Below are 24,782 nucleotides of genomic sequence, written 5' to 3'. Positions count from 1 at the left end.
CGTGGAAGCAGGAAGAAAGCGTCAACCTGGAGCAAAAGTCCGCTTTTGTCCAGCGTTGTATAAGTCTTTCAGAGCGGATCTCACCCCCTTACAATAGACAGCAACTTGATTCCATCTTCATGGCCTTGCTGCTTGCTAGGTCGGCAGCAGGGGTTGCTTGAGTCGAAGTCTTTCGGGAAGCTTGGGTGTTGAGAGCGGTGAAGTATTCCCAGAGTCTTTGCTTGCCTTGGCTGGGGGCAAGGTTGGCTTTGGCAGGCCTAGTGGGATCCCTGCTGTTGCTCCCTTCGGCAAGGGCGCAGTCGGGCTTTGTCATCACTGGCAGCGAGGGGGTGCCTGTCCTCAGCTATCGGCTGGATTTTCGCGGCATTCGCGGCCGGCTGGATCGCTATCGCCTGAAGATCCCACCCCAAAATGTGGCAGTGGCAGAGGTGCAGATCAAGGCGGATAGCAATTTCGATGCCGTCATCGACCCGAAGAATGTGCGCCTAGAGGCGGAGGGCAAGCCGGTGGAGCTGGCGGAAGTGTACTGGAACGAGGAGTTTCGCTCTTTGGAGGTGGTAGCCCGTCAACCCATTGCCGCCGGCCAGGAGATCCGCTTGGTGCTCTCCAATGTGCGCAATCCTTCCGCTGCTGGCATCTACCGGGTAGAGGCGCGGGTGCGGGGGACAGAGCCCAACCCCCTCTTCCGCAAGGTGGGCAACTGGCTGATTACCATCGACGATCCCGAGCGGCTCACGTTCTAAGGGGAACTCTCCTCCAGACGGCAGCCTGGTCTATCGAGAGAGACGGTCTTTGGTGCTGGCCGACCTCTGGTATCCCAATTGGTGGCAGGCCCTGCTCTTAGGCATGGTGCAAGGGATCACCGAGTTCCTGCCCATCAGCAGCACAGCCCACCTGCGGGTGTTTCCAGCTTTGCTGGGCTGGCCAGATGCGGGAGCTTCGTTTGCGGCGGTGATCCAGCTGGGCAGTCTGGGAGCAGTGTTGATCTACTTTGCCTCTGACCTGCGCCAGTTGCTCCTCGGCTCCTGGAAGGCTTGGCAGGAGCGAGACTTCCAGCAGGAGTCTTGGCGGCTGCTCACGGGGATCCTGGTGGGAACGTTGCCGATTGGGGTGGCCGGATGGGCCGTCAAGGCCATTTGGGGATCTCCGCCCCGCCAGTTGTGGGTGATTGCTGCTGCCGCTATTGGCTTGGCCCTGGCTTTGGGCTGGGCGGAACGGGTGGGGAAACGCCGGCGAGGCCTAGACAGCCTAGGCATTTGGGACGGGATCTGGGTGGGGCTGGCCCAGGCCTTGGCTTTGATCCCAGGGGTATCCCGATCCGGCGTGACGCTGACGGCGGCTCTGTTGCTCGATTTGCAGCGCTCGGCTGCCGCCCGCTACTCCTTCTTGCTGGGAATCCCCGCCCTCGTTTTGGCCGGGGTGGAAGAGTTTGTCTCCGAGTTCAGAACAGAGGCGCTGCTAGCGCAGGGGCTGGGGGCGCTCTCGGCCTTTGTCTTCTCCTACTGGTCCATCGATTGGCTCATTCGATTTTTGCAGCGCAGCAGCACCTGGCTGTTTATTGTCTATCGGATGGGTTTTGGCCTGTTCATTTTCTTGGGGCTGGCGCTGGGGTTCTTGCAACCTTAGACCGACTTCTGTCCCCGCAGAATCTGCAGCGCTTTGGGCAGGTGCTCCGCTAGGTGGGCCGGATCCACCCCCGTCGGACCCCGCTCCCCCACCAGCTGGATAGCTGCCTGGGCATGCCACCACACCCCGGCACAGGCGCAACTCAGTAGCTCTGAGATCCCCATCGCCTGACCCAGTTGGGCCCTTCTGCGCGCCACTAGTCCACCAATTAAGCCAGTTAAAACATCGCCGCTGCCGCCGCGAGCCAAAGCTGGTGTGCTCTCCGGGTTTACCCAGCATTCCCCTGTGGGAGAGGCGATTATCGTCCGTGCCCCCTTCAAGACCACCACCGCCCCACTCTGGGCTGCTGCCTTTTGGGCTGCCTCGAGGCGATCCTCAAGCGAGATCCCAGGAAAAAGCCGGCGAAATTCCCCCAGGTGCGGGGTGAGGATAGCTTGGATCCCGTTTTCTGGCAGGCGCTCCACCCCCATCTCCGCTAAGGCATTGAGGCCATCGGCGTCGATCACCCAGGGGATCCCGGCCCAATCCCGCAGCAAGATCTCCAAAAGCAGCTGGCGGGTTTCCCCGAGGCCCGGCCCCACCGCCACCGCCTGGAAGGGCTTCTCAGCTACTAGCGGCAAAGAAGGGATCCCTTCCCAGTGGTGCACCAACACCTCCGGCAAAGCGCTGTGGATGATCCCCTTTAACTCCGCCGGCACCACTAGGGTTACCATGCCCACGCCGCTGGCACGGGATCCCAGGCCGGCCAACACTGCCGCCCCGGCATAGGCCGTCGAGCCTGCTACCAGCAGCAGGGATCCCTGGCGGTACTTGTGGGTGTCCAAGGGCGGGTCGGGGGGGAAATGGGGCCAGGGTTGCAGCAATAGCTGGGGAACCGCCTCCGCCGGGCAGGCCCAAGGGGGGATCCCAAAATCAATGCGACGCAGCTGTCCTACCCAAGGCAGAGCTGCCTCCTGCCACAGGCCCCGCTTCCAGAAGCCCAGGGCATAGGTATGGCTGGCGCGGATACAGCAGCCCCAGATCTTGCCTGTCTGGTCGTTGAGGCCAGAGGGCAGATCCAGGCTGAGGATGGGAATGCCGCTGCCGTTGGCCCACTCCACTGCCTCTGCCCAGGGATCCCCCAGGGGTCGGTTTAGGCCAATGCCAAACAGGGCGTCAATCAGTAGATCGCAGTCGGCCAACTCCTCCAGCCGATCCACAAACTCCGCCCCCAGCGCCCTGAGATAGCGAGCGTGGTCGGCAGTCAGGGGCTTGAGATCATCCGGCTTGCCCAGCCAAACCTTCACCCCCTTTTGGGCCAGCCGCAGCTCTCGTCCAACCACCAAGCCGTCGCCGCCGTTGTGCCCTGTCCCGCAGAGGATGCCGATGCGCTGCGCATGGGGGAAATCCTGCCGCAACTGGGCAAAAACGGCCAGGCCCACCTTTTCCATGAGAGCGGCCACAGGCATGCCGGCAGCGAAGATCTGCTCCTCGAGGCGCCGCATTTGGGCCGAGCTGACTAGGGCAGTGGAGGGGTCAAAGAGGGGCAGGGCGCCGCGCCGCTGGGGCGAACAGGGCACTGTCATCGCAGTCATGGCTGAGGAGGACTTAGGGAGCTTAGCTCGATCACGTTCCCGTCGGGATCCCGAACAAACAGCGCCGCTCGCCCGGAAGCGCTTGGCTGCACCTCGTAGCCTGCCTGCAGCAGGCGGGCCTTTACCGCTTCCAGGTCTTCCACGCCCAGCGCCACATGGGGAAGGCGCCCCCACTTCGCCTTGCTGCCCCCACTGGCTGGCTGCCCTTGCCCAAGCGGCTCCTCAGTAACAATCAAGTGAATCTGAGAGGAGCCCACCTGGTACCAAGCGCCGGGAAAGTCAAAGGGAAACCGCTCTGCTTTGGGGAGCCCGAGCACCGTCCTGTAGAAATGCTCAGCCCTGGCCAGATCGCTAACCCAAAGGGCAGTATGTAGGTGCCGATAGGCAGTCATGACGTTAGGTCTAATGAAGTTCTTCTGAAGTTCTTCTCTGAGGGTCTGTTCCGCCTGTGCGCTAAGTTGGAGCTAGGGCAACGAGTGTTTGGCCTTGCCCAGGGGTTGGTCTATGGGATCCCGCACCAAGTTTTTCGGCACTGTCCTGGCCATGCTGGCCGCCAACAGCATCTATATGCAGTTGCAGCAGCTTGCCCTGCGGCTAGAAGAAAAGGTGAAGCCAGCTCCCTCAGAGCAAGCCTCTCCAGAGCCTCAGAGCAACGCGCAGCCGCCGGATCGCTGAGAGCCTCTGGCCCAAGTTTTCCGGAGGGTGCAACTGGCCAGGGCCGGCTTTGTCGGGATCCCCTAGAAGCCGGGTGGTGCTTTGCAAAGGGGATCAAACTCCGTACCATAGAGGAGCAGGCTCCCCTGTTTTGCGGTTTACACCTTGGGTACTCACCATGACTCAGCCCTCAGCAGCTTCTGGGCAAAAGCCGATTGTCGTCGCCCCTTCTATTCTTTCAGCCGATTTTAGCCGCTTGGGGGAAGAAGTGCGGGCAGTGGACGAGGCGGGGGCCGACTGGATCCACGTAGATGTGATGGATGGCCGCTTTGTGCCCAACATCACCATCGGCCCGCTGGTGGTGGAAGCGCTGCGGCCGGTTACGGCCAAGCCTCTGGATGTCCACCTGATGATTGTGGAGCCGGAGAAATATGTGGCCGACTTTGCCAAGGCGGGGGCCGACATCATCTCCGTTCACGCCGAGTCCAGCTCCACCATCCACCTGCACCGCACCCTCAGCCAAATCAAGGATCTGGGCAAACAGGCAGGTGTGGTGCTTAACCCGGCCAGCCCTCTGGAGCTGATTCAGTACGTGCTGGATCTGGTGGACCTGGTGTTGATCATGAGTGTCAACCCTGGCTTTGGCGGCCAGAGCTTCATCCCGGCGGTGGTGCCCAAGATTCGCCAGTTGCGGGCCCTGTGCGACGAGCGGGGCTTGGATCCCTGGATCGAGGTGGATGGCGGCATCAAGGCCAGCAACGCCTGGCAGGTCATCGAGGCGGGGGCCAATGCCCTGGTGGCGGGCTCAGCCGTATTCAAGGCCAAGGACTACGGGGAAGCCATTCGCGCCATTCGCCACAGCCGCCGCCCCGAGCTGGTGACGGTTTAGGGCTTTCTTCCCGTAGGCCGGCAACGCCGCAAGCAGCCCCAGCTTAAGCCCTAGCCCGCGCAAAGCTTTAGCGCAGAGCGGCCGTCTTCTTCTGGGCAGCGGCAGGGGAGGCACCTGCTTCAGCTTGACCTAGGCAGTGAGGAGGCGCAGAGGGGGGAACGAGCGGCTGAGGCGAGGTAGGGCTGAAAAAAACCTGGCAGAAGGGCAGGCGGCTGTTGCGCTGAATGTCGGCAAGGTAAGGGGGAGGGATGGTGCCCCAGTAGGCTCTTAGGACATGCTGGTCGGGATCCTCTGGCAGCACCTGGTAGTGCAACATTAGGCGGTTATCGGGAAACCAGGCGCGAACAAGCCTTTGCAGTTGCCTGAAATTGAAGCCTGGCTCTTCCGGATTGTAAATGAGGTGCATCCCCACTAGCCGCCCGCCCATGAAGTAGGCCTCTACATAAAACCCGCGGGCATAGAGGGGGGGCTCTGAGGGATCCCGCGACGGAGGGGCATCCGGCGGATAGAGGGCCTCACCGCCCGGTCGCAGTTGCCAGCGGCTCCAGCGGGGATCCTCTCGGTCGCTGGAAATAGTCTCCCAGTTGTTGGCGTGGGCGTAGCCTAAGAAGCGCTCCTCCACCATGCCTAGATAAAGCATCTCCATCTGCAAGGAGGGTCGGGCCCGCGTTTGCAACAAGGGCAGAGTGCGCACTTCTCCTTGCTTGAGCACCAAAACTTCCGCCAGGGCTGGACAAGGTTTCCACGCCAGCAACGCCGCTAGGACCCCTGCCCCAACTGCCCGGCCCAGGTAGCCGAGACCAGGCTTGACCAAGGCAAGCAGCCATGGGGCTAGCCTCGGGAGCTGGAGAGACAGCCTAAGCTGAGTGTCCAACCCAACAAAAGCTGGAACGTAAGATGAGATCACCGCAATTTCAAAGAGCCCAAAGCTGTTAGGAAGTCTATTCTAGCCACAGAGCTAAAGCCTTTTAGAAATTTTGTTGACTTGCATAAATTTTTGCAGGTTCTGAATGTCTGCCACCCAGTACAACAAGTAACACTTCCGGCATGGTAACTCCAGGCCTAATTGTTATTGCCGGCCCCACCGCCACTGGCAAGTCACGTCAGGCGCTGCTGCTGGCCCAGCGGCTGGGATCCCCTCTGCTGAATGCCGACTCTCGCCAGGTCTACCGGGAGTTCGACATCGGCACTGCCAAGCCTACCCCCGCTGAGCGGGCCCTCTGGCCGCACGAGTTGATGGACTTTGTGGATCCCCGCCACACCTACACCGTGGCCGAGTTTCAGCAGGCGGCCCAGTCGCGCATTGCCGAGGCCCATCGGCAGGGACAGACTCCCATTCTGGTAGGGGGGACGGGGCTCTACATCCAATCCATTACTGCAGGGTTGGGGATCCCGGCAGTTCCGCCGCAGCCCGAGTTGCGCGCTCAACTAGAGACGTGGCCGCCCGAGATCCGCTACGCCTGGCTGCAGCAGTTGGATCCCGTTGCCGCCGAGCACATCCATCCCCATGACACGGTGCGCACCCTGCGGGCTTTGGAGATCATCTACACCACCGGCAAGCCAGCTTCCCGCCTGAGGCAGGCCCATCCTCCCAGCTACCCCATCCTCATCTTGGGGCTGCGCTGCCCAATGCCCCGTCTGGAACAACGCATTGCTCGGCGCACGGCAGAAATGCTGGCAGCAGGCTGGATTGAGGAGGTGAAAACGCTGCGGGAGCGCTACGGGCCAGACCTGCCCCTCTTACAAACCTTGGGCTACGCGGAGATTGGCGCCTACCTAGAAGGGCGGATCCCAGAAGCAGAGCTGCAGCCTTTGATTGTGCGGCGCACCCGCCAGTTTGCCAAGCGGCAGATGACCTGGTTTCGGGCCATGCCAGGGATCCAATGGCTGGACTGCGAGGCCGAGGATCTGCCGGAGCAAATCTGGAGCCGGGTTACGGCGTGGATGGCCGCTCAGACCAGCGCTGAAACCAGTCCTGCCGTCGCTGCGCGTCCGCCCGCCGATCCGTAAGGATCTCCAACACCCGCACCCCCTGGGTCGGCAAGGGATCCAAGGCTTGGGCCAGCTCCTCCCAGGTCTCTATCCGCCGGTGGGGGATGCCATGGGCCTGGCAGAGGAGGGCAAAATCCACGGCCTGGGGGGTGGCAAAGTAGGTCTCAAAGGGAGGGTTGGGCTCCTGGCGAGCCGCCTTGGCAATGGGCAAGAGCTCAAAGATACCGCCCCCCTGGTTGTTGATGAGAAGAATCGTCAGGGATCCCTGAAGGCATTGGGCAAGACGCAGGCCACCGCAGTCGTGCAAAAAGGCCAGATCCCCGGTCAGCACCACCGTCGGGCGCTGGCGATGGGCCACCCCAAAGGCGGTCGAGAGGATGCCGTCGATGCCGTTGGTGCCGCGGTTAAAGTAAGGCCGGATGCGGCGGTCGTTGGGTGGCCAAAACCACTCCACATCCCGCACCGGTGTGCTGTTGGCAATAAACAGCGGCGTCTCCGGCGGCAGGTGATGGGCCAGCCACCAGGCAATCTTGCCCTCAAACCACTCCGGCAGAGCTGCCAGCAGCCGATCCAGCTCAACCCGAGCTTTTGCTTCCGCCTGCAGCCAGGTTTGCAGAAAAGCGGTTGTTTTGGCTTTGCCTACTGGGATCCCTGCCGCCACCTCCTCCAAGGCAAAGGGCAAGTGGGTCGTGGAGTTGTGGAGAGGATCGGCGTTCTGGGGCCGAGGGTCGAGCAGCCAGGTGCGGGGTCGGGCTTGGGCCAGGGCTTGCCGCAGGGCCTTGCTGGTGGGCAAGGGTCCCAGTTGGATGACCTGCTCCGGCCAAAGATGGGGCTGCTCTCCCTGGAGGAGAAAATCGTAGGTGGTGATGAGGTAGGGGTTAAGGGAAGCGTAGTTGCGCAGGGGGGAAAGGCCTTCTGCCAACACCGGCCAGCCCAGGGCTAGGGCCAGACGGGCCACCGCCTCAGCGTAGGCGCGGGGATCCGCCGCTTGGGCCGGCCCTGCCAAGATCGCTCCCCGCTCACAGCTGCACCACTCCTGCCAAAAGGAAGCCCTCTCCATCTGAAGACTGCCCCGCAGCGCCTGGCAGGAAGACCCGGCCGGAGCAACCCCCCGAAAAAAGGTCTTCTCGAACTCCGGATTTTTCTGCCAACGGGCCAGGGGCGCGGTGCTGCCGTCAGCAATGGGAGCCAAGGGCTCCCGCAAGGGCACGTTGAGATGCACTGGACCCGGGAAAGGGTAGAGGGCACGCTCCCAGGCGTGAATGACGGTCTGGCGCAGGTAGGCCAGAGCTTCTAGGTCGGCACTGGGCAGGGCTAGCTCCGCCTGCCAGTTGGGGTAGTGGCCGTAGAGCTTCACCTGGTCGATGGTCTGCCCGGCACGGCAGTGGCGCAGCTCCGGCGGCCGATCCGCCGTCAAAACCAAAAGCGGCCAACCACTTTCTGCTGCCTCGATGAGAGCGGGAAAAAAATGGGCGCCGGCACTGCCAGAGGTACACACTAGCGGGATGGGCTGCCGTAGCTGCTGGGCCAAGCCAAGGGCAAAGAAGGCCGCCGACCGCTCATCCAGCACCGGAATGGCCTCGATCTCAGGGTGCTGCGCCAGAGCATAGGTGAGGGGGGCAGAGCGGGATCCCGGACACACCACGGCCACCCGACAGCCCAGCCGGCTCAAGGTCTCGGCCAAAACGGATCCCCAGAGGGTGTTGAGGTTGCGCCAGTCCAGCCGTTGAGGACAAGGCGTGTCAGCCATTCCAGCCACAAGAGGTAGCGGGAGAGAACCCAAGATGGGCACATCCTGTTACTCTAGGCCCATCGACCACCCCGGGGAAGCCCCCTCTCCTATCCACCGCTTGTTATGGCCTCCTGCCGACAGGAGGAGCCGGAGGTTGGTCAAGTTTCTCGAAGGGGGGAATAATGTTTATCGACCTTTGCTGCAGCCAAGCAGGAGCGCCCATGCCCAGAAAACCCGATGGCTACCTCGTTCACATCATGCTGGAAGGGGGTCAGACCCTACAGGTACGGGTCAAGGAAGCCAGAGAATACACAGAGCTGATCAACCAACTGATGGTGGGTGGGGACGAGTTCATCACCTTGCCCAAGCAAATGGACAATGAGTACATGATCGTGCGTCCCCAGCGGGTGGCCGGTGTGTCGGTGGAGGCAATCTACAACTCCAGCGTTGGTATTGACTTGTAGGAATCCCAAGAGCCAAGCCAGGGATCGCGCCCGAAACCCCCAGCCTTGAAGCTGGGGGTGCTAGGAAGGCTTTCTACAGACTTAGATTTTAGGATTGCAAGGCCGAGAAGACTATTTCTCCGGTGGCAGGAGGACTTTGTCAATGACGTGGATAATGCCGTTGGAGGCTTTGAGATCGGGGGTTGCCACCTTGGCGTCGTTGACCCGGATCCCATCCTTGACGGAGATCTCCACCGGCACTTCAGCAAGGGTAGTCACCTTACCGGCCTTTAGATTTTGAGAGAGAAGCTCGCCAGACACGACATGGTAGCTGAGCACTCGCTTCAATTTCTCCTTGTTTTCTGGCTTGAGCAAGTCGTCTAGCGTGCCTTTCGGCAGGGCCGCAAAGGCTTCATCAGTAGGGGCAAAAACGGTGAAGGGGCCCTTCCCAGAGAGCGTCTTCACCAGGTCAGCAGCCTCCAGGGCTTTGAGCAAGGTGGAAAAGGAACCAGCCTCAGCAGCAACATCCACAATGGTTTTGGCTTTTTGGGCAGGAGCCGCAGTCTTCGCGCTTGCAGGCGCTGGGCTAGGGCTGGGGCTGCTAGCCTGGACTCCGGGAGCTGCAGCCAACACCGTGGCCGAGGCAACGGCTAAAGAGAGCGTGAAGAGCTTACGAACCATGGAATGTAACCCTCCGTAAAGAGTAGGTTTACACCTCTTTACGACGGACAGCCTCTGGCTCGAGTTCCTTACTTCCCGTGGTGGAGCTGCTAGCTGTTTAGGCGTTGCCCCTGCGGCTTGCCGAGGGATCGCCGCTGCTTTCGGCTGGGTTGGGACTGGTCAAATCGTTGAGGCGGCGCAGGATCCCCCATCCCTGCAGGGCTTCCAAGAGGGCCTCCCGCACAACGGCCACGGTTTCTTGGTCAAGGGCCAGGCGCAGATAATCCACTGCCAGCCGAGTTTGTTCGGGATCCAGATGGGGCAGGCGGCTCTGCAGCCGGCGTACCCCCAGCAGCCGCCTGTAGGGATCGGGGGAAGCAATGTCGCTAAGATCCCGCTCCCATTGAGAACGCTGCCGCTCTTGCCGGCGGCTGAGCCACTCCCAAAACAGCAGTGACAGCAGGGCAAAGGTGGCTAGCCCCTGCACAATGGCGCCCGTGGCCAGCCAGCGCTGGTTGGCTTCTGCCCAGATTGAGACTGCAAGGTAGGTGCCGAGGGTGGCGGCTGCCCCACCAGTAACGGCTAGCAAAAGGGAGCGGTCAGCTTGGCGAAACCAAGCCTGCCACTCCTGCCAGCGGCGGCTAAACTCAGGGCTGCAAGCCGCGTACACCCCTAGCATCACCCCAGTGCCCACTGCTAGGGAAAGGGCCAGGCGCCAGTGCCAAAAGGCTAGCCCCGCCAACGCCAAGCCTGACACCGCCAAAACCCGCCCCTGCGATCCCCCCAGCAGCCACCCCGCCGCCTGGGCTCCCCTTTCCTCTGCCCCTTTCTGAACCCGCTGAAGATACTCCTGCCAGGATCCCTGGCCAGAAGAGGGGCGACTGGATCCCTTCTTCACCGCCGGCAACTCTCCCAACTTTTTCTCTGCCAAGACAGGTCAACGCTTTAATTATGCTCTGTCGGCAGAGCGGAGATAGGCTTTCCACCCCTGAGCTTGCAACTGGGCATTTTTCTCCTGCACAGCCTGCTTGAGGTTTTCCCGGTAGGCAAGCACCCGCTGCAGCAGTTCAGGATCCCCGCTGGCTAGGATCTGCACCGCCAAGAGACCGGCGTTATAGCCGTTGCCAATGGCTACGGTAGCCACGGGGATCCCCTTGGGCATCTGCACTATCGAATACAGGGAGTCCAGCCCCTGCAGGGACTGGCTGAACACCGGCACCCCGATGACTGGCAGAGGGGTAAGGGAGGCTACCATCCCCGGCAGATGGGCCGCCCCGCCAGCGCCGGCAATGATGACGCGGATGCCGCGGGTGTGGGCACTGCGGGCAAACTCCACCATCGCTTCGGGGGTGCGGTGAGCGCTGAGGATCTGGAGGAGATAGGGGATCCCAAACTCCTCGCACACCTGAGCGGCGGGGGCCAAGGTGGGCAGATCCGAATCGCTGCCCATCACGATGGCGACAAGAGGGGAGTCTTCCATGGCTTGCTGGCCCGTCGTAGCCGATCCATAATCGCATAGCCCAGCCCTGTCAAAACCGGGGGGGGCTCAGCCAGCAGCAGGGTGGCTGCCCCTTCGTCCAAGCGGCGCAGGCTGGCAAAGAGAGCCCGCGCTGCCGCAGTGGGATCCGGCCCCAGGCATTCAAAGGTCAGCGCAACTCCCGGCCAGTGGTGGGCAAAGCTTTCCGCCAGCGCCTGGGCATCGGCTGAGAAACTGAGGACGCCCAGGTGGGCATGTTCAGCTGTCTCCTGCCGCAACCGCTGCCACTCCTCAGGGCGGAGCTGGTCAAAGGCAACAGGCAACAACCAGAGGGGCTTGGTGGGGGCGTAGTGGCTGCTAAGCCCTCCCGGTGCCTCGGGCCTTAGGTTGCTGTCCGGTGCAGTCTGGAGGGGCAGGCCGAGATGAGCTTCCAGCACTTCCCGCGGGATCCCGCCAGGGCGCAACAGCGTGGGCGTGCCGTCAGGGCTGAGCTTAAGCACAGTCGATTCCAAGCCCACGCTGCACTCTCCTCCGTCCAAAATGTAGGGGATCCGCCCCGCCAACTCGGCATAGACCGCCTGGGCGGAGGTGGGGCTGAGGCGGCCAAAGCGGTTGGCGCTGGGGGCAGCTAAAGGCACCTGAACTGCTTGCAGCAAAGCCTGGGCCACGGGGTGGGCAGGCATCCGCAGCGCCACTGTAGGCAAGCCACTGGTGACGAGATCCAGCACCCGGGGTCCCTTGGGCAGCACCAGCGTCAGCGGGCCCGGCCAGAAGGTGTCGACAAGGGATCCCAGCCGAGCGCGGGCGGCGGCAGTAAAAGCCGACAGATCCACCAGCTCCCCGTCCAGCGCCTCAAGGCAGACCCCAGCTGGCAGGTGCAAGATCAGGGGATCGAAACGGGGGCGCTCCTTGACAGCAAAGATGGTGGCCACCGCCTGTTCGTTGAAGCCGTGGCCCGCCAGGCCGTACACCGTCTCCGTAGGCATGGCTACCAGTTGACCTTGCCGCAGGGCTTCAGCGGCTAGGGCAAGGTGCTCGGGGGTGGGGGGAAGAATCTGCGTTGGCATTGGGCGAGCGGGAGATCCCCTTCCTACCTCCATTGTCAAGCCAGGGGGAGGGCAATGTCTCCTTCTGCAGCTCAGCGCTTGCTCTCTTCCTCCACGTGGGTGTGCAGCACCCTGCCGCGTAGGGTCTTGCCCAGCCAGGGAGTGGCCTGCGAGTGGGAGCGGAGCGTGGCTGCCGAAACTGTCCAGGTATGGGTTGGATCAAAGAGCACCCAATCGCTGCCGGGCTCCAGGCTGGGCGGCTCCAACCCCAGGCAGCGGGCTGGGTAGAGGCTAAGGGCCGACCAGAGCTGTAGCGCCGTCAGCGCTCCCGTCTCCACCAGGTTCTGCCACAGCAGCGGCAGGGCCAGCTCCAGACCCATGGCCCCAGGGGGTGCGTCGGCAAAGGGCAGGGTCTTCTCCTCGTAGGTGTAGGGGGCATGATCGACGGCAATGCCCAGGCTACCGCTGCGGATCCCAGCGATGAGGGCCTTCCGGTCGGCGGCGTGGGGAAGAGGAGGCAGTAGGCGCAAGTTGGGATTGTAGCCACTCTCGAAGACAGCTTCCTCAGACAGGAGGAGGTGCATCCAGGTGGTACTGGCGGTAACCGGCAGCCCCTCTGCCTGCGCCTGCTGGATAAGCTCCAGGCTGCGGGCCTGGCTGAGGCGCATCACATGCACTGGCGGCGGCGAGGGAACGCTGCGCAGCACTTCCAGGAGGCGGGCTAGGGCGGCGGTCTCGGCACTGGCTGGGATGCCCTTTAGCCCCAGCCGCAGGGCCCACACCCCCTCGTAGAGACTGCCCGAGCCAGCCAGGGTGGGATCCCAGGCCCAAACCAGCAGGGGCTTGTTCCAGGGCCGCAAGTACTCCAGAGCTTGTCGCACCAGGGCCAGGGAGCGCAGCGACTCTGCTCCCCCAAGCCGGGTCACAAAGCCAATGGCTCCAGCGCGGGCCAGCTCTCCCCAGGGGCTGGGAGCTTCTTCCCGCCCACCCAAGCTCAAGGCAGCCCAGGGCAGCCAGCGAGGATCCCCAGGCCGGCGACGATAGCGACCTAGCTGCTCTGGCTGATCCAGCACGGGAAAGGCTGCCGTCCCCGCAAGAGGAGTGGGCAGCAGGCCAACTTGGGTAAAGCCGCCTGCCCGCGCCGCTGCTGCCAAGGAAGTGAGAGTCTCGCGGCCAGCGGAGAGGCCATTGTCTTCCAGCTCGCCACTAGAGGTGTACAGGTCGATCAGGCCTGGGCCCAGCACCCAGCCGGCGGCGTCCAGACGGGGGATCTTGGCGGGGATTGCCGTTGCCTCGACAAGCAGGAGGCGGCCCCGACGTAGCCAAACGTCAGCCACGCCATCGCGCTGGCGGCAGGGATCCAACAGGCGTACCCCTTGGAGGCAAATGTCTGGCAAACCCAGGTCGGCAAGGAGAGGGGATCCCATCTTTTACCCCCTAGAGAGCGCCCGCCGTGGTGCAGTCGAAAATCTGGCCGGACAGGTGGGTGGTGAGGTTGAGCACTCTTAAGACTGGGGCACCCTCCTTTCCTTCCGGGTAGTCGATGACGGTAATGCCGCCATTGCCTTGCTTGAAGATCCAAAAGGCATGGGGAGAAAGGTCGAACAACTGGCAGATGATGGCTTTGTTGATGGCATCATGGGCTACCACCACTGCCGTACCTTCAGGAAACTGAGCAGCAGTAGTGGCCAAAATTTCTTCCCAGGCTGAGCGGGTGCGGGCCCAAACTTGGTAGAGATTTTCCCCGTTGGGCATCTGCACAGCCGCAGGATCCCGCTGCCAGCGCTCCAGCTCGCCGGGGTATTGGGCCTCCACCTCGCTCTGCAGCTTGCCCTCCCAGTCGCCGTGGCAGATTTCTTGCAGCTCCACCATTGGACGCAGGATGAGGTTGGGGTGGTAGCGACAAATGGCATCAGCAGTAGCCCAGGGCCGCTTGAGGGGGCTGGAAAAGGCTAGATTCAGCGGCTGATCCGCTAGAAATTCGGCTACCTTGGCTGCCTGCTCCTCACCGGTGGCGTTGAGGGGGATATCCCGCTGCCCCTGGAAGCGTTGCTCCCGGTTCCACTGCGTCTCGCCATGGCGCACGAGCAGAATGCGCATCCCCTGCTTGCGCTGGGGCAGGGATTGGCCCAGGTGGGCGGTGATGTTCCAGGATTCCAGTTGGGGTGGCCCCCCCAGACCCTGGGGAAAGTTGAGGACGCTAATGGCACAGTTGTTTTGCCCCAGGCGGTGGTAGTGGACTGGCCCCAAGCCAATGGCCGTGCTGACCAGGGCACGGTTGAGGCCGCTGTGGCCGACGATAAGAACGTTGAGGGGATGCTTAGGATCCCCCCCCCGCTCTGAGCGGGGATCCGCCTGCACCTGCTCAGCCAACTGTTGCCAAAAGCGCTGGGCTTGCTGCCAGAGATCCCGCACTGGAAAGCGTCCCCCTAGCTCCAGCTCGTCGGGATGGTACCGCCATCGGGAGTACTCTTCTGGGTACTTTTCCTTCACCTCGGCAAAGGTCAGGCCTTCCCACTCCGTTAGGTCGATCTCCCGCAGCTGCTCGCTAATCAACAAAGGGACTCCCGCTCGCTCCTTGAGAAGAATGTGGGCAGTGTCGAGGGCGCGGGAGAGAGGGCTAGAGTAGACATAGTCCAAAGGGATCCCGGTCAGGACCTCAGCTACCCGTTGCGCCTGCGCTTCTCCACTGGGGGTGAGGCGAGAGAGATCGGAGCGGCCTTGGATGCGGTTTTCGACGTTGAAGGTGCTCTCACCGTGGCGCACAAGCAGGATGCGCAGGGCAGGCTGAGCCATCGTTTGCACCGGTTGAACTCGAGAACACCTTACTAGAGTATCGCCTAGAGCCCTGCTGTGGGGTTTGGCTGGCCTCCCTAGAGATGAGCCGCTCACAAAGGGGTAAGCCGCGCTAGGAAAGCCCCCTCCGCCTCCTGGTAGAGAATTTGTCCTTGCCAGCCGTTGGCGTGGGCATAGTGCAGCAGGGTTTCTGGGTCCACAAAAAGCCAGGGGAAAGGATCCCCGCGCCGGCCGTTGTATTCAGCCACAAAGTTCACTACCTTGGTTTTTGCTTTCCCCCCCTCTAAGTCCCTAGGAACGGTCGGCTCTGGATCTGGCAGCAGATCCTCCAGAGGCGCCGAGTCGCCCTCTTCGCTGAAGTCGCTGAGCTCGGTGGAGTCCACAAGCAACTGGCCGGTGGGCTGAATCCAATGGCGAGCCCGGCACAAAAAACGCTCCAACCCCGCTAGGGATCCCAATAGGCCAGCGCCGTTCATCAGCAACAGCAGCGTGTCGAAGGGCTCTTCCGGCCCTGCCCAGTGGAACAGGTCGGCAGCAATGCGGCAGCGCACTCCCCGTTCGGCCATGATCTGCAACGCCACCGGCGAGCGATCCAAAGCGGCCACCGCCAACCCTTCTTCCTGCAGCAGCAGGCTGTGGCGGCCTGTGCCAGCGCCCAGGTCCAACACCCGACCCCGACAGAGATCCAAAGCCAGGGCCTCCACCTCCGGCAGCTCTTGGGTGAAGAACACCTCGGGGGAGACCACCTGGGGCTCTTCCGCCAGAGGGATCCCCTCCAGACTGTAGGCGTACAAGCGCAGGGATCCCTTGGCCTGGCCGCGGTGCCAGTCCCACAAGGCCTGCTCGAGCGGATCCTGAGGCCAAGGGTTTTCGACAACCTCTACCATGGGAAGGCAAACTAGCGTCTTGCCCTGCTGGCCCTCGTCGCCTTTCCTGGCGCTGCTGCTTTGGGATCGCTGCGGTGGTTTGGGCCACGTCTAAGCTAGCTCCAGGCGAATGGAAAGCTGGAAGCCCCACCTAATTGTGGAGCAACTGAAGCGCCAAGCCGCCAGTCTAATCCTTTGGCCAGAAGGGATCTCTCTGCCTCAAGTGTCGCTAGGGCGCAGGAGCTGCTCTTAACTAGCGGCGAGCGCACCCTCTTTGCCGATAGCAGCCCCGCTGCCGTGGCTGCAGCAGAGCTAATCCACTAAGGCAATTTCAGGGCAGCGATCCCGGTGTTGGAGGGGTGGAGTTCGACCCAATAGCAGCCGACCTCAACGCCCAAACCAGCCTGCGGAGAGCTGTAGAACAGGGATCATCCCAAGTAGCTTTTCTAGCTCCCACGGCTTCTGTGGCCGAAAAAGCGCTGGCCTGTGGCCTGCCAGAACGCTGCCCTCGGCAAGCCCCTTGCGTTGGTGGGAGGGGATGTGCTCTTCAGCCTCACCACGCTCAAAGATAAGGAGTGGTACCTGGCATCCCGATCTGCCCCGCAACTGGGGCTTTGCCCGGAAGGCAGCCGAACTTTGGGGAGGGCAGGTCAGTTGGCGCACGGCATGGGCCTACGACGCCAAGCGTGCTTTTTCACCGGCTATCCACCAGGGATCCCCCAGCCGCAGCGCTGTGCTCGCCGCCCTGGGCGACCCGAACTTCCGCTTGCCGGACGGCGCTTCCGGAGAAGTGCGCTTCTTGCCCTCCGGCGACCGCAATGCTCCCCATGTGCTGGTGCGGGTTGAGCCCGGCAACCGCTCCGGTACCGGCTACGATTTTGTGCCTCTCCCCTAGGGATCCCGGCAGACGCTACAGTGGGGGATGCTCTCAATCTCCTCAGAATCGAATGGATCCCATGCCCACTCGGATCACAGCCTGCTTTCAGGCGCTGCGCAGCCGTGGTGAAAAAGCCCTCATCCCCTACCTCACCGCTGGGGATCCCGACTTGGAAACCACCTTTGAGGCTTTGCAGGTTCTGGATCAGAGCGGCGCCGATCTTATCGAGCTGGGGGTACCCTACTCGGATCCCCTCGCCGATGGGCCAGTGATCCAAGCAGCAGCTAGCCGTGCTCTCCGGCGGGGCGTGACCTTGGGCGCCATTTTGCAGGGTCTGCGGGGCCTCTCGCTGCAGGCCCCTCTCATCCTCTTTACCTACTACAACCCCATCTACCAGCTCGGCATTCCCACCTTTGTGCAGCAGCTGCGCCGGGCCGGCTGTGCCGGCTTAGTCGTCCCCGACCTACCCCTAGAAGAGGCTGAACCCCTGCGGGAAGCGACGCAGGCAGAGGGGATCGACCTCATCTTACTGGTGGCCCCCACCAGCCCCCCTGAGCGCATGAGGCGCATCGCCCAACACTCCAGCGGCTTCATCTACCTGGTCAGCACCACCGGCGTTACCGGCGAGCGATCCACTCTGGAGCAGCGGCTCCCCGCCTTGCTGCAGCAGTTGCGCCAATCCACCTCCCTGCCGATTGGGGTGGGCTTCGGCATCTCTACCCCTGAGCAAGCCCGCCAGATCGCCCTCTGGGGAGCAGATGCAGCTATTGTTGGCAGCGCCTTTGTGCAGCGGCTGGCCAGAGCTCCCACCCCTGCCCAGGGGCTGCAACAGATTGCCTACTTCTGCCGCGATCTCAAGGCTGCCCTGCAAGGAGTGGGAACTCTGCACCTTTGACGGCTGCAGCCGGAGCCCTCAAAGGGAATGAAACAAATATTTACATCCTTTTAGCCCCCTGCCGGCCAATTCCCTGCTCGCTGGACTCTAGAACTGGAAACTCGGCAGCCGACTAGACCTTTCGGTGTCGGCTTGTTTGTAAATCTTCACAAAATCCTCATCGCTCCCGCGCTATAAAATTGACCTGGATGCTCGGCTGTCTGAAGGTTGCAGGAGTTCTCGACCGATCTCAAACTCTGGGGCTTCAGTGGGGGAGTTTCAAGCAACCTCCACGGGATCCCCGGTTTTTGGGAAACGGATTCCGCATCCAGCAAGGCTCGGTAGCTGGCTTTTGAGAGGATCAGCCAGTCGCTCATCCTTGACTTTGGAAAAAAAACAAAAGGAGATCCATTATGCAAGACGCCTTTACCCGGGTGATTACTCAGGCAGATGCACGTGGGGCTTTTCTAAGCGAACAAGACTTTGCCCGTTTGGAAGCTTTGGTGGCAGAAGGCAACAAGCGCCTGGATGCCGTCAATCGCATGACCAGCAACGCTGCCCAAATTGTGGTCAACGCAGCCCGTTCTCTGTTTGCCCAGGAGCCAGATCTCATTGCTCCTGGCGGTAACGCCTACACTAACCGTCGCATGGCTGCTTGCCTGCGCGACCTTGAGATTATCCTGCGCTACATTACCTACGCCACCTTGGCAGGGGACAGCTCAGTGCTGGAAGATCGCTGCCTGAACGGTCTGCGAGAAACTTACATTGCCCTGGGGGTGCCCACCAGCTCCATGGCCAATGCCATTGCGGCTATGAAGAGGGAAGCCCTGGCCAAGATTATGGATCCAAACGGCATCACCCCTGGCGACTGCTCAGCAATCCAAAGCGAAGTGGCCAGCTACTTCGATAAGGCGGCTGCTGCCATTCTGTAAGGTATCTCGGTTTTCGGCGAGGGTCAGTTTCTTTCATAGCCAGCCGAGAATCTAACGGGGCAGTAAAGGAGCTGCCTGTTGGTTGCTTTTACTAACAGTCAACGTATTGAGGAGTTGCAAATGAAAACCGTTATCACCGAAGCAATTGCCGCTGCTGACAATCAAGGGCGCTTTCTCAACGCCAGCGAGCTGCAGGCGGTGAGCGGTCGCTACCAGCGGGCTGCTGCCTCTCTAGAAGCGGCTCGGGTGTTGACCCAGAACCAGCAGACGCTGGTGCGCGAAGCGGTGCAGGAAGTGTTCAAGCGCTTCCCCTACTTGAGCCAGCCGGGTGAAATGGGGCATGGCGAGGTCTTCCAGGCCAAGTGTGCCCGTGACATCGGCTACTACCTGCGCTTTATCACCTACTCGCTGGTTGCCGGTGGCACTGGTCCTCTCGATGAATACCTGGTGGCCGGTCTGCGGGAAGTGAACCGCGCTTTTAACCTTTCCCCCAGCTGGTACATTGTGGCTCTGCAACACATGAAGAGCCGTGCTCTGGGCATGCTGAAGGGCCAAGCGGCCAATGAAGCTGCCATCTACTTCGATTACGCCATCAACGCCCTTAGCTAGGGGAGGCTAAGCTAGGCCTCCTTAGGCAGGAGGGCAATTCCTTCTAGCAGTTTGCCTGGCAGGCAGCAGCCTGGAGAAAGCCGGGTTGCTTGCCTGCAGGCTCAGGCCAGAGGGAAGGCATTCCTAAACTTGCTGCAAAGCAGTTTGATAGCGCTTTGGAAAAGCTCCTTTTTGCCCATGCGACTTTGATAAGCGGGAGTGTTAACAGCGGGGGAAAGCCATGTTTGGTCAAAGCACCAGCAGCCCGGAAGCTCTAACGGAAGCCGGTAGCCGGGTTTACAAGATTGAGTACACTGGCCTCCTTAACCCGCCCGACGCCCTGACCACCTCAGCGAAGGTACGCCGCAGCACTGCTACGCTTACAGTTCCCTACAGCCGGCTGTCTGCTGAGATGCAGCGCATTCTCCGGATGGGTGGCAAGGTTCTCCGGGTTACTCCTCTTACGGGATCTCCTACTTCCCAGTGAAGGATCTGGCTGCGCTGGAGCGTGGCTCTGGGCAAGCAGTCGTTGAGAGAGCTGCCCTAGTTTCATGAACGGTTCGGCAACAGCTCGCATAGCCTCCAACACGGCGGTGCTGCCCCAGCAGCTTACCTGGGAGCAGGCAATAGCCTGGCTGCAAGGAGACGATCCGCAGGATCGCTACTATGCAGCCTGGTACCTGGGCACGACTCGCGAGGCGCGGGCAGTGGAGCCTTTGCTGTTGGCGTTGCAGGACGAGCGGGATCGCACGGCGTTGGGAGGCTATCCGCTGCGGCGTAGTGCCGCTAAAGCTCTAGGGCAAATTGGCGATGTCCGGGCGGTACCTGGGCTAATTGAGGCGCTTAGCTGTAGCGATTTGCTGGTGCGAGAAGAGGCGGCCTACGCTCTAGCCCAGTTGGGAGATAAACGGGCGGTGCAGCCTCTTTTAGCTTTGTTAAGGTCGCAAGAGGAGCAGCCTTGGGAGGCTTTCATTGAGGCGCTGGGCCACCTCAACGCCACAGAAGCGGAAGCAGCCATTCGGCCCTTCTTAGATCACCCCTCAGAAAGAGTGCGCTCGGCAGCAGCTTGGGTACTCTATCGCTTTACCCAAGCGGAGGAGCTGACCCAGATTTTGGTGGCGCTGCTAGCCCACCCCAACTTCAGCTTGCGCCAGGCGGCCCTCTTTGATCTGGCTGAATCGGGCTGGCTGGCGGGGGCATCCCTGCTGGCAACCGCCAACGTAGCCCTCAACCTGCGCCTCAATGCTTTAAAGCGGCTGTTTGACGTGGCCTTGCAGTTGGGGTGGGTGCCGCCAGATCAGGTGGCAGCGGCAATTATCCCCCAGCTGGACAAGCTGTTTTAGACCTGGAACCTCTAACCTTACTACCTTAGCTTCTAGGCTGGTCATGTCCTCTTCATCAGCTGCACAAGGGCTTCCTCCTGCTGTGGCCCAACTGGCTACCCAGCTGGAGCAGGCCACTTCAGAGGCAGAGCTGCTGGGGGTGGTGCGAGCCCTGGGATCCCTAGGACAGGTAGAAGGGATCCCCCTGCTCATTCGCGCTTTTGGCTTCAACCGTCCTGCTGTAGGGGAGGCGGCTCTGGAGGAGGTGCTGCGCTTTGGAGAAGCGGCAGTACAGCCCTTGCTGGCCAACATTGACGGCTTTGACTACGGGGCGCGGGCCTACTCGGTGCGAGCTTTAGCCCGCATTGGCCATGGGGATGCCTACCCCTTTCTGGTTGAGGCCATTGTGGCCGATTTTGCCCCCAGCGTGCGGCGGGCAGCAACGCGCGGGCTGGGACGGGTGGCTGCCCAGCGACCCCTGTCCGATCAAGAGCAAGCTTTGCAGCTACTGCGGCAATGCCTGGGGGATGCCGATTGGGGAGTGCGCTATGCCGCCGTTGTAGCCCTAACGGATCTAGCCCGCCTGGGAGAACTTTCTCTGCGAGCTGCTGCCGAGGCAGCCCTTCAGATAGCTTTGCAGGATGCGGATCCTCTGATCCCTCTCCGCGCCCGCCTAAGCCAGCAGGAACTGGCTAGGGAGGCGTAGGCTCTTTTCTTTGTTGTTTGTTTCTTGTTAGGAGCACAGCCTATGTCTCTTCCGTTGATTGCCGATCGCCCCACTACGCAAAACGAGCGGGTAAACCGCTACTTTGTACCCAGCGACGAAACTCCGCCCGTCTACCGCCCCGATGACCCGGCGGGCATTGAGAATGTTATCCGCGCCGCCTACCGCCAAATCTTCAGCGAGCACCTGATGCTGGAGAGCTACCGGCAGAAAGCGCTGGAATCCCAGCTGCGCAATGGAGCAATTTCGGTAAAAGAGTTTATCCGGGGCCTGGGCAAGTCGGAGGTCTACCGCGACTTGGTCATGGTTCCCAACGACAACTACCGCTTCGTTGAGATCACCTTCCAGCGCTTCCTGGGTCGGCCCACCTACAGCCAAATGGAGCGCATCAAGTACTCCATCATTCTGGCCACCCGCGGCCTAGACGGCTTTATCGACGCCATTGTCGATAGCGAGGAGTACGACGCTGCTTTTGGGGACGATGTGGTGCCCTACCAGCGCCGCCGCCTTTCGGAGAAACCGACCAACTTGGTTACCCCCCGCTACGGAGCCCGTTGGCGGGATATCTCCGGCGTGAGGCCCTCGGCTCGGGAGGTGGTGCGCACCTATCGGGTTGTTCGCTTGCCTAAGCCCGGTGATCCGGAGAACTTCCTCAACATGGCTCGCATGCTCAACCCCAAGCCGGCAGCGCGGCAAAACATTAGCGTCTTCGATCTGAAGATCCCCGACATGACCACCAACCGTCGCTAGCCCTAGACAAGCTCTCTAGGACAATTGCTTGCGGGACTGCCGGGCCGATGCTCCGAGGCTGTTTGGCTGGGGGGGCTCGGCAGTTCGGCTGCGGCAAGATTCGTTATAATCTGGGTGATGCTTCTTAACACTTGGGCTGCATGAGGAATCCCGTTGTGCGAGCTTTTTTCGTCGGCAAAGCAGTGGCCGATGTTCTGCGCGAGCGTTGGGAGGGCGCTCTTGCCGACCTTGCTGCGGAGGTGGGCAAGCTGTGGGCAGAGCTGCAGGAGGGCTGGCAGACTTTTGCCCAGGATGTCATGGCCCGAGCTGAGGCGGAAGCATCGCTAGCTACCCAAGAGATGGCCTCGTCCACCTACAAGGTGGAGGATTTGCAGGCAACTCTAGATGACCTGCGGGCCGAGGTGGCGCAGCTACGCTCTGAGTTGCAGAAGTACCGGAATCGAAGCGCTTGAAGGCAAGCACAGCAAAGGGATCCAAGCCTGCTAAGCCCTACACCGCCTACCGGTGGGCCCGAGAGAACTACAGCCGCTGGGGCCGTCTTTTCGACATCTGGCGCTTTGTGCTGACCTGGCTCTTCTATCTCTGGCTGGATCAGCAGGCCTGGAGCTATGGGGGGCAGCCCACGCCAGAGCGAAAGGCTAAACGCCGCCGCGCCCGAGCCATTTGGATCCGCGAGACGTTGCTCCACCTCGGCCCTACCTTTATTAAGGTGGGGCAGTTTTTCTCCACCCGCGCCGATCTCTTCCCCTCCGAGTACGTCGAGGAGCTGTCCAAGCTGCAGGATCAGGTGCCCGCCTTTGGTTACGAACAGGTGGCGGCCATCGTGCAGCAGGAGCTCGGCAAGCCCATTGAGCAGATTTACAGCTACTTCGATCCCACCCCTTTGGCAGCAGCCAGCTTGGGGCAAGTGCATCGCGCCAAGCTGAAAAGCGGCGAAGAAGTGGTGGTGAAGGTACAGCGACCGGGCTTGGTGCAGCTATTTACCATTGACCTGGAGATCGGTCGCGGCATTGCTGAGTTTTTTCAGCACCACACCCCGTGGGGTGGAGCGGGCCGCGACTGGCTTGGCATCTACGAAGAGTGTCGCCGCACCCTCTGGGAGGAGGTGGACTATCTCAACGAGGGCCGCAACGCCGACACTTTCCGCCGCAACTTTCGCGACATGCCCCAGATTGCTGTTCCCAAGGTGTACTGGCGCTACACCTCCCCCCGTCTGCTGACATTGGAATACCTGCCAGGGATCAAAATTAGCGACTACGAGGCACTGAGCGCGGCGGGATTGGATCGCAAGGCTTTGGCCCGCTTGGGGGCGGAGGCCTATCTGCGGCAACTGCTCAAAGACGGCTTTTTCCACGCCGATCCCCACCCTGGCAATATTGCCGTCAAGCCAGATGGCACGCTGATCTTCTACGACTTCGGCATGATGGGGCGCCTTCGTCCCGGCATCAAGGAAAAACTGGCAGATATGCTAGCAGCAGTGGTGGCCAAGAATGCCGACCAGGTGGTAGCCCTGTTGGTGGAGCTGGGTGTTCTAGTACCCACTGCCGATCTGGCACCAGTACGCCGCTCGGTGCAGTACCTTCTGGATCACTTCCTAGACAAACCCTTCTCCAGCAAGCTGGACGAGATCTCGGTGGCGGCCATCAGCGAAGACCTCTACGAGCTGGCCTATGAGCAGCCGTTTCGCTTCCCCGCCACCTTTACCTTTGTCCTGCGAGCCCTCACGACCCTGGAGGGGCTGGGAAAAGGGCTGGATCCAGAGTTTAACTTTATTGAGGTGGCCAAGCCTTTTGCAGAGGAGCTCATGAACAGTAGCCACCCGGAGAGGGAAACCCTGCTGGCTCAGGTCAGCCGCCAGGCGGTAGAGTTTACCAGCACCAGCCTCAGCCTGCCCCGCCGCCTGGAGACGGCCTTAAGTAAATTGGAACAGGGGGAGCTGCGCCTGCGGGTTCGCTCCAGTGAGACGGAACGCCTGCTGCGTCAGCTCAACTCGACGGGCTGGGGCACCACTTACGCGGTGCTGTTTGCAACTTTTTTTCTTAGCGCCACGCAGCTATTTTTGGCTGGGCATGCTACTTTAGCGATGGTCACCCTGGCCTTGGCTGTCTTGGCCGCCGCGGCGCTGCTCAGGGTACTCTTAAAGGCAAAGGAATTGGATCGGCTGAGGTGATGCGACGCTATGCTGGCGCTACGGATCCGGGCAAGGTTCGCAGCGGCAATCAGGATGCTTACTACTGCGATCCGGAAGGTCGCTACTTCATCGTTGCCGATGGCATGGGTGGACATGCAGCAGGAGCCGTAGCCAGCCAGCTGGCAGTTGAGACCATTCGAGCCTATTTGGATCGAGGCTGGGAGATGGTGCCGGCGCCCAAGCTCCTTAGCGAAGCAGTGGAAGCCGCCAACGAGGCCATTCTCAAAGATCAGCGGGAAAACCCGCAACGGGCAGACATGGGCACCACTGTGGTGGTGGCGATGGTGGATCCCAAAAACAATTGCTGGAGTGCTCACATCGGCGACTCCCGCCTCTACCGCCTGCGCGGATCCCAGCTGCAGCAGATGACGGAAGATCACACGCTAGTCGCCCGCTCGGTTCGCCAGGGGGAGTTAACCCAAGAGCAGGCCCGCATCCACCCCTGGCGGCACATCCTTGAGCGCTGCCTGGGCCGGCCTGACACAGGGCCACCTGCTATCCAACCCATTACCCTGCTTCCTGGGGATCGCCTCCTGTTGTGCAGCGATGGACTAACCGAGGAGCTGGACGACGAAGTCATTGCCGAATATTGCTTGAAGGTGCCAGACTTGGAGCAGCTTGTCCTCGAGTTAATCGAGGCAGCCAAAGAGCGAGGAGGTCGGGACAACATCACGGTCGTTGTTGCCGAGTACGCGTGACGTCCTCCCCTCAATCAAGGTTGGCCTTACCCCAAAATCCAACGAGTGGGAGTTGCGCTGGCAGTGAAAAG

At 61.5% G+C, this 24,782-nt stretch carries 28 protein-coding genes; 17 read left to right on the top strand and 11 right to left on the bottom strand.

Going from position 1 to position 24,782, the window contains the following annotated elements; translation table 11 throughout:
- Nucleotides 1–185 precede the first annotated feature (185 nt).
- A complete protein-coding gene (locus NW804_RS02195; protein WP_414393321.1) occupies nucleotides 186–743 on the top strand; it encodes a DUF2808 domain-containing protein in 558 nt (185 codons plus the stop codon).
- A 52-nt stretch (nucleotides 744–795) separates the two neighbouring features.
- Nucleotides 796–1,626, top strand: coding sequence for an undecaprenyl-diphosphate phosphatase (locus NW804_RS02190; protein WP_414422748.1), 831 nt, complete (start codon nucleotides 796–798; stop codon nucleotides 1,624–1,626).
- Here NW804_RS02190 and NW804_RS02185 read toward each other — a convergent pair.
- Nucleotides 1,623–3,200 carry an NAD(P)H-hydrate dehydratase gene (locus NW804_RS02185; RefSeq protein WP_414422743.1) on the bottom strand — a complete coding sequence of 526 codons (1,578 nt, stop codon included), beginning with the start codon at nucleotides 3,198–3,200 and terminating at the stop codon, nucleotides 1,623–1,625. The genes NW804_RS02190 and NW804_RS02185 overlap by 4 nt on opposite strands.
- Nucleotides 3,197–3,592: a VOC family protein gene (locus tag NW804_RS02180; protein WP_414422742.1), complete on the bottom strand. Its 396-nt coding sequence runs from the start codon at nucleotides 3,590–3,592 to the stop codon at nucleotides 3,197–3,199. Before NW804_RS02180 ends, NW804_RS02185 begins: the two co-directional genes overlap by 4 nt.
- Nucleotides 3,593–3,704: 112 nt before the next feature.
- Here NW804_RS02180 and NW804_RS02175 point away from each other — a divergent pair, with 112 nt between their 5' ends.
- Together NW804_RS02175 and rpe are read left to right on the top strand one after the other, a co-directional pair.
- Complete coding sequence (locus NW804_RS02175) at nucleotides 3,705–3,875, top strand: hypothetical protein (protein WP_414420312.1); 171 nt, start codon at nucleotides 3,705–3,707, stop codon at nucleotides 3,873–3,875.
- A 157-nt stretch (nucleotides 3,876–4,032) separates the two neighbouring features.
- Nucleotides 4,033–4,743, top strand: coding sequence for a ribulose-phosphate 3-epimerase (gene rpe, locus NW804_RS02170; RefSeq protein WP_414405388.1), 711 nt, complete (start codon nucleotides 4,033–4,035; stop codon nucleotides 4,741–4,743).
- Between the two features lie 67 nt (nucleotides 4,744–4,810).
- Here rpe and NW804_RS02165 read toward each other — a convergent pair whose 3' ends face one another.
- Nucleotides 4,811–5,557 carry a hypothetical protein gene (locus NW804_RS02165; RefSeq protein ID WP_414422741.1) on the bottom strand — a complete coding sequence of 249 codons (747 nt, stop codon included), beginning with the start codon at nucleotides 5,555–5,557 and terminating at the stop codon, nucleotides 4,811–4,813.
- Nucleotides 5,558–5,790: 233 nt separating this feature from the next.
- On the opposite strand from NW804_RS02165, the gene miaA reads away from it, so the two are divergent.
- Complete coding sequence (gene miaA / locus NW804_RS02160; RefSeq protein WP_414393310.1) at nucleotides 5,791–6,753, top strand: tRNA (adenosine(37)-N6)-dimethylallyltransferase MiaA; 963 nt, start codon at nucleotides 5,791–5,793, stop codon at nucleotides 6,751–6,753.
- Here miaA and menD read toward each other — a convergent pair.
- The gene (menD, locus tag NW804_RS02155) at nucleotides 6,677–8,485 is read right to left on the bottom strand and encodes a 2-succinyl-5-enolpyruvyl-6-hydroxy-3-cyclohexene-1-carboxylic-acid synthase (protein WP_414422740.1); all 1,809 of its coding nucleotides are present in this window, start codon (nucleotides 8,483–8,485) and stop codon (nucleotides 6,677–6,679) included. The genes miaA and menD overlap by 77 nt on opposite strands.
- Before the next feature lie 203 nt (nucleotides 8,486–8,688).
- Between menD and NW804_RS02150 the strand changes: the two genes are divergently transcribed.
- Nucleotides 8,689–8,931, top strand: a complete 243-nt coding sequence (locus NW804_RS02150) for a hypothetical protein (RefSeq protein WP_414393306.1) — start codon at nucleotides 8,689–8,691, stop codon at nucleotides 8,929–8,931.
- 111 nt (nucleotides 8,932–9,042) lie between these two features.
- Here NW804_RS02150 and NW804_RS02145 read toward each other — a convergent pair whose 3' ends face one another.
- The 7 genes from NW804_RS02145 to NW804_RS02115 all read right to left on the bottom strand — a co-directional run bounded on the left by NW804_RS02145 (nucleotide 9,043) and on the right by NW804_RS02115 (nucleotide 15,776).
- On the bottom strand, nucleotides 9,043–9,591 hold the full coding sequence (locus NW804_RS02145; RefSeq protein WP_414422739.1) for a fasciclin domain-containing protein: 549 nt from the start codon (nucleotides 9,589–9,591) through the stop codon (nucleotides 9,043–9,045).
- A 97-nt stretch (nucleotides 9,592–9,688) separates the two neighbouring features.
- Nucleotides 9,689–10,501: a hypothetical protein gene (locus tag NW804_RS02140; RefSeq protein ID WP_414422738.1), complete on the bottom strand. Its 813-nt coding sequence runs from the start codon at nucleotides 10,499–10,501 to the stop codon at nucleotides 9,689–9,691.
- 18 nt (nucleotides 10,502–10,519) lie between these two features.
- A complete protein-coding gene (gene purE, locus NW804_RS02135; RefSeq protein ID WP_414405382.1) occupies nucleotides 10,520–11,050 on the bottom strand; it encodes a 5-(carboxyamino)imidazole ribonucleotide mutase in 531 nt (176 codons plus the stop codon).
- A complete protein-coding gene (locus tag NW804_RS02130) occupies nucleotides 11,020–12,114 on the bottom strand; it encodes an L-threonylcarbamoyladenylate synthase (protein WP_414405381.1) in 1,095 nt (364 codons plus the stop codon). Before NW804_RS02130 ends, purE begins: the two co-directional genes overlap by 31 nt.
- Nucleotides 12,115–12,185: 71 nt before the next feature.
- Nucleotides 12,186–13,520 (bottom strand): dihydroorotase, encoded by a 1,335-nt coding sequence (locus NW804_RS02125; protein ID WP_414420306.1) that lies wholly within the window; start codon nucleotides 13,518–13,520, stop codon nucleotides 12,186–12,188.
- A gap of 10 nt (nucleotides 13,521–13,530) precedes the next feature.
- On the bottom strand, nucleotides 13,531–14,889 hold the full coding sequence (locus tag NW804_RS02120) for a histidine phosphatase family protein (RefSeq protein WP_414420305.1): 1,359 nt from the start codon (nucleotides 14,887–14,889) through the stop codon (nucleotides 13,531–13,533).
- A 92-nt stretch (nucleotides 14,890–14,981) separates the two neighbouring features.
- A complete protein-coding gene (locus tag NW804_RS02115) occupies nucleotides 14,982–15,776 on the bottom strand; it encodes a class I SAM-dependent methyltransferase (protein ID WP_414422737.1) in 795 nt (264 codons plus the stop codon).
- Nucleotides 15,777–16,293: 517 nt separating this feature from the next.
- Between NW804_RS02115 and NW804_RS02110 the strand changes: the two genes are divergently transcribed.
- The 11 genes from NW804_RS02110 to NW804_RS02060 all read left to right on the top strand — a co-directional run bounded on the left by NW804_RS02110 (nucleotide 16,294) and on the right by NW804_RS02060 (nucleotide 24,711).
- Nucleotides 16,294–16,650, top strand: coding sequence for an ABC transporter substrate-binding protein (locus NW804_RS02110; protein ID WP_414422736.1), 357 nt, complete (start codon nucleotides 16,294–16,296; stop codon nucleotides 16,648–16,650).
- A 61-nt stretch (nucleotides 16,651–16,711) separates the two neighbouring features.
- Nucleotides 16,712–17,527, top strand: coding sequence for a tryptophan synthase subunit alpha (trpA, locus tag NW804_RS02105; protein ID WP_414422735.1), 816 nt, complete (start codon nucleotides 16,712–16,714; stop codon nucleotides 17,525–17,527).
- A gap of 392 nt (nucleotides 17,528–17,919) precedes the next feature.
- On the top strand, nucleotides 17,920–18,438 hold the full coding sequence (locus NW804_RS02100; protein WP_414393286.1) for a phycocyanin subunit beta: 519 nt from the start codon (nucleotides 17,920–17,922) through the stop codon (nucleotides 18,436–18,438).
- 120 nt (nucleotides 18,439–18,558) lie between these two features.
- Nucleotides 18,559–19,047: a phycocyanin subunit alpha gene (locus NW804_RS02095; protein WP_414359365.1), complete on the top strand. Its 489-nt coding sequence runs from the start codon at nucleotides 18,559–18,561 to the stop codon at nucleotides 19,045–19,047.
- Nucleotides 19,048–19,267: 220 nt separating this feature from the next.
- Nucleotides 19,268–19,513, top strand: coding sequence for a phycobilisome linker polypeptide (locus NW804_RS02090; protein WP_414393284.1), 246 nt, complete (start codon nucleotides 19,268–19,270; stop codon nucleotides 19,511–19,513).
- Nucleotides 19,514–19,577: 64 nt separating this feature from the next.
- Entirely contained in the window at nucleotides 19,578–20,369 is a 792-nt protein-coding gene (locus NW804_RS02085) for a HEAT repeat domain-containing protein (RefSeq protein ID WP_414393282.1), read from the top strand.
- Nucleotides 20,370–20,412: 43 nt separating this feature from the next.
- Nucleotides 20,413–21,054 carry a HEAT repeat domain-containing protein gene (locus NW804_RS02080; RefSeq protein ID WP_414422734.1) on the top strand — a complete coding sequence of 214 codons (642 nt, stop codon included), beginning with the start codon at nucleotides 20,413–20,415 and terminating at the stop codon, nucleotides 21,052–21,054.
- Nucleotides 21,055–21,096: 42 nt separating this feature from the next.
- Nucleotides 21,097–21,822 carry a phycobilisome rod-core linker polypeptide gene (locus NW804_RS02075; protein ID WP_414393278.1) on the top strand — a complete coding sequence of 242 codons (726 nt, stop codon included), beginning with the start codon at nucleotides 21,097–21,099 and terminating at the stop codon, nucleotides 21,820–21,822.
- A 140-nt stretch (nucleotides 21,823–21,962) separates the two neighbouring features.
- Nucleotides 21,963–22,274 carry a DUF6825 family protein gene (locus tag NW804_RS02070; protein WP_414409672.1) on the top strand — a complete coding sequence of 104 codons (312 nt, stop codon included), beginning with the start codon at nucleotides 21,963–21,965 and terminating at the stop codon, nucleotides 22,272–22,274.
- Complete coding sequence (locus NW804_RS02065) at nucleotides 22,271–23,992, top strand: ABC1 kinase family protein (RefSeq protein WP_414422733.1); 1,722 nt, start codon at nucleotides 22,271–22,273, stop codon at nucleotides 23,990–23,992. The genes NW804_RS02070 and NW804_RS02065 overlap by 4 nt, the downstream gene beginning before the upstream one ends.
- A complete protein-coding gene (locus tag NW804_RS02060; protein WP_414409720.1) occupies nucleotides 23,992–24,711 on the top strand; it encodes a Stp1/IreP family PP2C-type Ser/Thr phosphatase in 720 nt (239 codons plus the stop codon). The genes NW804_RS02065 and NW804_RS02060 overlap by 1 nt, the downstream gene beginning before the upstream one ends.
- Nucleotides 24,712–24,782: the final 71 nt, after the last annotated feature.

The organism is Synechococcus sp. WC10meta (genome assembly GCF_047461475.1).
Note: the sequence above shows the minus strand (reverse complement) of the source record. Positions and strands in the feature narration are given on the sequence as shown.

Bases quoted from the DNA above. Each gene is read 5' to 3' on its own strand.
- NW804_RS02120 (WP_414420305.1), bottom strand. From the start codon at position 14,889: ATGGCTCAGCCTGCCCTGCGCATCCTGCTTGTGCGCCACGGTGAGAGC.
- rpe (WP_414405388.1), top strand. From the start codon at position 4,033: ATGACTCAGCCCTCAGCAGCTTCTGGGCAAAAGCCGATTGTCGTCGCC.
- trpA (WP_414422735.1), top strand. From the start codon at position 16,712: ATGCCCACTCGGATCACAGCCTGCTTTCAGGCGCTGCGCAGCCGTGGT.
- menD (WP_414422740.1), bottom strand. From the start codon at position 8,485: ATGGCTGACACGCCTTGTCCTCAACGGCTGGACTGGCGCAACCTCAAC.
- NW804_RS02110 (WP_414422736.1), top strand. From the start codon at position 16,294: ATGTGCTCTTCAGCCTCACCACGCTCAAAGATAAGGAGTGGTACCTGG.
- purE (WP_414405382.1), bottom strand. From the start codon at position 11,050: ATGGAAGACTCCCCTCTTGTCGCCATCGTGATGGGCAGCGATTCGGAT.
- NW804_RS02185 (WP_414422743.1), bottom strand. From the start codon at position 3,200: ATGACTGCGATGACAGTGCCCTGTTCGCCCCAGCGGCGCGGCGCCCTG.
- NW804_RS02175 (WP_414420312.1), top strand. From the start codon at position 3,705: ATGGGATCCCGCACCAAGTTTTTCGGCACTGTCCTGGCCATGCTGGCC.
- NW804_RS02150 (WP_414393306.1), top strand. From the start codon at position 8,689: ATGCCCAGAAAACCCGATGGCTACCTCGTTCACATCATGCTGGAAGGG.
- NW804_RS02080 (WP_414422734.1), top strand. From the start codon at position 20,413: ATGTCCTCTTCATCAGCTGCACAAGGGCTTCCTCCTGCTGTGGCCCAA.
- NW804_RS02075 (WP_414393278.1), top strand. From the start codon at position 21,097: ATGTCTCTTCCGTTGATTGCCGATCGCCCCACTACGCAAAACGAGCGG.
- miaA (WP_414393310.1), top strand. From the start codon at position 5,791: ATGGTAACTCCAGGCCTAATTGTTATTGCCGGCCCCACCGCCACTGGC.
- NW804_RS02130 (WP_414405381.1), bottom strand. From the start codon at position 12,114: ATGCCAACGCAGATTCTTCCCCCCACCCCCGAGCACCTTGCCCTAGCC.
- NW804_RS02060 (WP_414409720.1), top strand. From the start codon at position 23,992: ATGCGACGCTATGCTGGCGCTACGGATCCGGGCAAGGTTCGCAGCGGC.
- NW804_RS02100 (WP_414393286.1), top strand. From the start codon at position 17,920: ATGCAAGACGCCTTTACCCGGGTGATTACTCAGGCAGATGCACGTGGG.
- NW804_RS02125 (WP_414420306.1), bottom strand. From the start codon at position 13,520: ATGGGATCCCCTCTCCTTGCCGACCTGGGTTTGCCAGACATTTGCCTC.
- NW804_RS02145 (WP_414422739.1), bottom strand. From the start codon at position 9,591: ATGGTTCGTAAGCTCTTCACGCTCTCTTTAGCCGTTGCCTCGGCCACG.
- NW804_RS02085 (WP_414393282.1), top strand. From the start codon at position 19,578: ATGAACGGTTCGGCAACAGCTCGCATAGCCTCCAACACGGCGGTGCTG.
- NW804_RS02090 (WP_414393284.1), top strand. From the start codon at position 19,268: ATGTTTGGTCAAAGCACCAGCAGCCCGGAAGCTCTAACGGAAGCCGGT.
- NW804_RS02070 (WP_414409672.1), top strand. From the start codon at position 21,963: ATGAGGAATCCCGTTGTGCGAGCTTTTTTCGTCGGCAAAGCAGTGGCC.
- NW804_RS02180 (WP_414422742.1), bottom strand. From the start codon at position 3,592: ATGACTGCCTATCGGCACCTACATACTGCCCTTTGGGTTAGCGATCTG.
- NW804_RS02115 (WP_414422737.1), bottom strand. From the start codon at position 15,776: ATGGTAGAGGTTGTCGAAAACCCTTGGCCTCAGGATCCGCTCGAGCAG.
- NW804_RS02095 (WP_414359365.1), top strand. From the start codon at position 18,559: ATGAAAACCGTTATCACCGAAGCAATTGCCGCTGCTGACAATCAAGGG.